We start from the raw sequence: 4,378 nt of genomic DNA, 5'->3' as shown, positions 1-4,378 counted from the left end.
CTCTTAAGAAAAATAAACCTTCCATAAATTGCAATTTCGACTTTCCTCTAAATTATAACCTTATCCCGAATTGACGTGTTTTCTAGCATTTTATACCTTTTATCAAATATTATTTACAACGGCTTAGCGATTAAACTATAAAAAATTATATATTAATTTAAATTGAATTCATTGTAAATGATTATTGGGTTGCTGATTAGTTGTAAAACTTTGATATATCAATAATTTAGCTATAGAGAGAATATTATTACACTAATCACCTCTGAAAGAAATATAAAGAGATATTACTATGTTTTTTTAATAAAAAATTAGTTGACTATTTAATGCAGGTTATATTTAATTAAAATTGTAACTATTACTAACAAAATTTAAACTTATAAAAAATATTCGTGAGGAAAAAATACCACAACTGTCGAAAGTTAGAGAAAGAAGCGGTTTTAGAGTCCATCATGGCAGTTTAAAAGTTGCAAAAAATAACCGGCGTCATGTGAGGAGGAATGAAGCTAGGGCGAAGCAATCTTGTTTTGTGTCATAATATAGCGTATGCAGGTATCCAGATTCCCTCCTACGCAGGTATGACAGGGTAAAAACGTTATTGCAAGGAGGCGTGTAGCCGATGAAGCAATCCAATAAGCGCGGATTGCCACTATCACTACGTGGTCTCGCAATGACGTACGGGTAGAAATTATTCTTCTTATACCACTTAGTGCAGCGATAAAATGTTATATACTAAATATATTAACGCAAAATACAGAAATTAATCACTGGAGAAATATGAGTTATCAGAAGTCAACAACAAAACCAGGTCAATTATGAGTGAAGTCGTTCAAGAGAATACCAGGATTATCCATACTAGTTTAACTAGAGAACAAAAAGAAGCTGTTGGACTGCTTTCAATTGGTACATTTCTAGAATATTTTGACTTAATGTTATATGTCCATATGGCTGTACTTCTTAATGAGTTGTTTTTTCCTAAAACTGATCCATCTACTACTGCTATTTATTCTGCTACTGCTTTTTGTTCTACATTTTTTTTAGACCGTTTGGAGCTTTAATATTCGGTTGGTTAGGCGATAATATAGGTCGTAAATCCACAGTTATCATCACAACTTTTATGATGTCTCTTTCTTGTATTATTATGGCTATCATTCCTACTTATGCAGAAAAGGGAATAATTGCTACTGTATTAGTTACTTTTTGTCGTGTTATTCAAGGAATGGCATCTATGGGAGAAGCAATAGGAGCTGAGCTTTATTTAACTGAAGCTACTTCTCCCCCTATCCAATATCCAGCAGTAGCGTCAGTCTCAGTTTTTATTGCTTTAGGTATGATGGCAGCGGTAGGTTTTGCTTCTTTGATAACTTCTAATGGTATAAATTGGCGATACGCTTTTTTTATAGGGGCAATAGTTGCGGTGATTGGTATAGCAGCAAGAACAACTTTGCGAGAAACACCAGAATTTGCTGATGCCAAACGTCGAATAAAATTGGTACTGGAAAAAACTAGTCAAAATCCTGCTATAATAGAAAGTAGCATTATTTGGAAAGAAAAAGCAAATAAAAAAACTGCTATTTCTCTATTTTTAATACAGTGTTCATGGCCTGCATGTTTTTATTTTGCTTATTTCTATTGTGGTAGTATTCTTACAAATACTTTTGGTTACAGCTCTACACAAGTTATAAAACACAATTTTATTCTTTCAATAGTACAATTAATAAGTGTTTTATGGTTAATGTATTTAAGTTATCACATACACCCGTTAAAGATTGTTAAAACAAAATTAGTAATATTTTCTTTATTAACCTTAATTTGTCCGTATTTATTAAATAATATTGGTAATACTCATAATTTGTTAATATTTCAATCAATTTTTATTATACTCATATCTTGTAGCGTTCCAGCAGTACCAATATTTTTTAAACATTTTCCAGTTTTCAAACGTTTTACTTATACTAGTGTTTCTTACGCTCTATCACGTGCTTTTATATATGTTGTTACTTCCTTTGGGTTTGTTTATATAACAAAGTGTTTTGGACATTGGGGGGTACTTATTATTTTATTGCCAATAAATATAGGATTTGCCTTTGGATTACATCATTTTGAAAAATTAGAGAAGGAAGTATAGGATCATTTCCCATTGGAAAATTAGGAAGTTCTAGTGGTGAACCATCTTTTGTATCTGTGCACAAAGCTTAATCATTTCTTTTTCTATGTTTCCTATTCCAAGGTGTGCTGCAAGTGTCAAAAAACATTCCATAGTTTCTTTTCTTATCTTATTAATCTTTTCAGGAGATTTGGCACCAATAGTTTGCATGTTATGAAGTCTGTCAAATAACTTAATAAATAATACATCTTTTTTCTTTTGTTGAAATAGTAACTCTATTATCTCTGCTGCACTGATCTTTCCATAGGATTTAACCCTGGTTAAATCTTTCACTTGACTAGCAATTTGTTTACCAAAAACTCTACCAATCATGTTTTCGGTAAGAGTTGTGTCTTCAATAGTATCATGCAGTAAACTAGTAATGATCATGTCAGTTCTGTAGTATTTTGGTATCTTTAGTACGGCATATTCGGCAACCATGTACGCCACCTCTATCGGATGGGAGTAATATGGATCGCCGGATTGTCGCATTTGGCTACCATGATACTTTTTGGCGTAATAGATACCTTTTGTAATCTCATTAATATTTACAGGTATAGTTACTTGCTGGTTTAGCTCAGATAATTTACTTAGTAACCTATCAGCATATTTACAATTTTCGTATTTTACTTGCCAATCATTAATATCTTCCATTTAAATACCACTACATTACTTTAATAATAAAGTATATATTAACTAAAACAAAAATTCTTGTAACAGTTTATTATATATTGGTTTAAAAAAATAGTAATTTTTATACTTTGTTCTATTTAAGTTACAACCCCATCTTTTGTTTTTTCAAGTTGCTATAAAACTTTAATGCCATGTTACGACTTTAATGCCATGTTACGATCGATGTTAATGGCTGCATAACGTCCAAAATCTCAGTTTTGTTGCTTCAAGCAGATCTTCAATTATAGATGCGACATGTATCTTGTAACTGCAGGTCAAATTTAGTACTTGCAAAAACGTCTTCAGAGGAGTTAGCTTACTTCTGAAGGCAGAAAGAGGTGACTCTGTAGATGCGACTAGATACTAAGTCTGCGGTTCTGATAAGAGCCCTCTTTCATATCGCCTAAAGCTGAACAGTATCTTAAGAAAAGCTTATGCTTATTCTGTATAAACATGGTTAGCTAAAGCCTTCTAGTACTTCAAATCAACGGTTTATCAAGGAGGAGTAAATGTCCAAACCAATCCTAGGAGTTGACGTCTCAAAGTTAGATTTATCAATAGCACTACTCGTTGATAAAAAATATTATCAAACAAAAATAGATAATAATCAACAAGGTTTTAAGATGTTTGTTAGGTGGCTTGAAAAACATGATGTTACTAAGGTAGCTGCATGTATGGAAGCTACTGGTAGTTATGGTAAATCATTTGCTGATTTTTTATATAATAATGGTCATGAGGTAAGTGTAGTAAACCCTTCATGCATCAATGCCTTTGCAAAAAACGTCAATTCGGGATAAGGTTATAATTTAGAGGAAAGTCGAAATTGCAATTTATGGAAGGTTTATTTTTCTTAAGAGGATACTGGACTGAAAAATCAAGACAAAAAAATAATAATTTTGTTTCCCATTTTTGCATTTTTCAAGCTGCAATTTGTNATTTGCTGATTTTTTATATAATAATGGTCATGAGGTAAGTGTAGTAAACCCTTCATGCATCAATGCCTTTGCAAAAAGCAAGTTATCACGCCATAAGACTGATAAAGTAGACAGTATGATCATTGCAGAATTCGCAATTAAGAATGATCTGACACCGTATATTCCTACAGATAAAGCATTGCAATATCTACAGGATCTATATCGTTGTATGCAAAATCTCAAGAAGCAACACGCACAAACTCAAAACTACCTTGAACACAAACAGCACTTACCAAAATCAGTGTACACTAGTTATGCTAAACTTGCTAAGCATATTAAGAAAGAGATTGAAAATATTGAACTTGAGATAGACAAGATATTGACTAATAACACATCTCTAAAACAGAAGGCAGATAACATGCAAACTATTCCAGGCATAGGTAAGGCTACAGCTGTAGCTATTCTTGCAGAAGCTCCTGACTTAGAATCTTTCAGTAATGCTAGACAATTAGCTGCTTATGCAGGACTTACTCCAAAACATAAAACTTCTGGTACATCTGTCAGAGGAAAAACTTCTATCTCAAAAATTGGTTCTTCTAACTTGCGTAAAGCCTTATACTTTCCTGCTATAGTTGCTAAAAAGCATAAC

General features: G+C 32.3%; 3 protein-coding genes and 1 pseudogene. 3 read left to right on the top strand and 1 reads right to left on the bottom strand.

Going from position 1 to position 4,378, the window contains the following annotated elements; translation table 11 throughout:
• Positions 1-812 precede the first annotated feature (812 nt).
• Positions 813-2,125: pseudogene (locus RiCNE_RS06305) on the top strand (MFS transporter).
• 30 nt (positions 2,126-2,155) lie between these two features.
• Here the strand turns inward: RiCNE_RS06305 and RiCNE_RS06300 are convergent.
• Positions 2,156-2,797 carry an HD domain-containing protein gene (locus tag RiCNE_RS06300; RefSeq protein ID WP_094649731.1) on the bottom strand — a complete coding sequence of 214 codons (642 nt, stop codon included), beginning with the start codon at positions 2,795-2,797 and terminating at the stop codon, positions 2,156-2,158.
• A 527-nt stretch (positions 2,798-3,324) separates the two neighbouring features.
• Here RiCNE_RS06300 and RiCNE_RS06295 point away from each other — a divergent pair.
• Both RiCNE_RS06295 and RiCNE_RS06290 read left to right on the top strand, forming a co-directional pair.
• Positions 3,325-3,612, top strand: a complete 288-nt coding sequence (locus RiCNE_RS06295) for an IS110 family transposase (RefSeq protein WP_094649730.1) — start codon at positions 3,325-3,327, stop codon at positions 3,610-3,612.
• A gap of 112 nt (positions 3,613-3,724) precedes the next feature.
• The coding region (locus RiCNE_RS06290) for an IS110 family RNA-guided transposase (protein ID WP_133062961.1) at positions 3,725-4,378 on the top strand (654 nt) is incomplete at its 3' end.

Origin of the sequence: Rickettsia endosymbiont of Culicoides newsteadi, from assembly GCF_002259525.1 — a bacterium.
Classification (GTDB): Bacteria; Pseudomonadota; Alphaproteobacteria; order Rickettsiales; family Rickettsiaceae; genus Tisiphia.
This window is presented reverse-complemented; position numbering and strand designations above follow the sequence as displayed.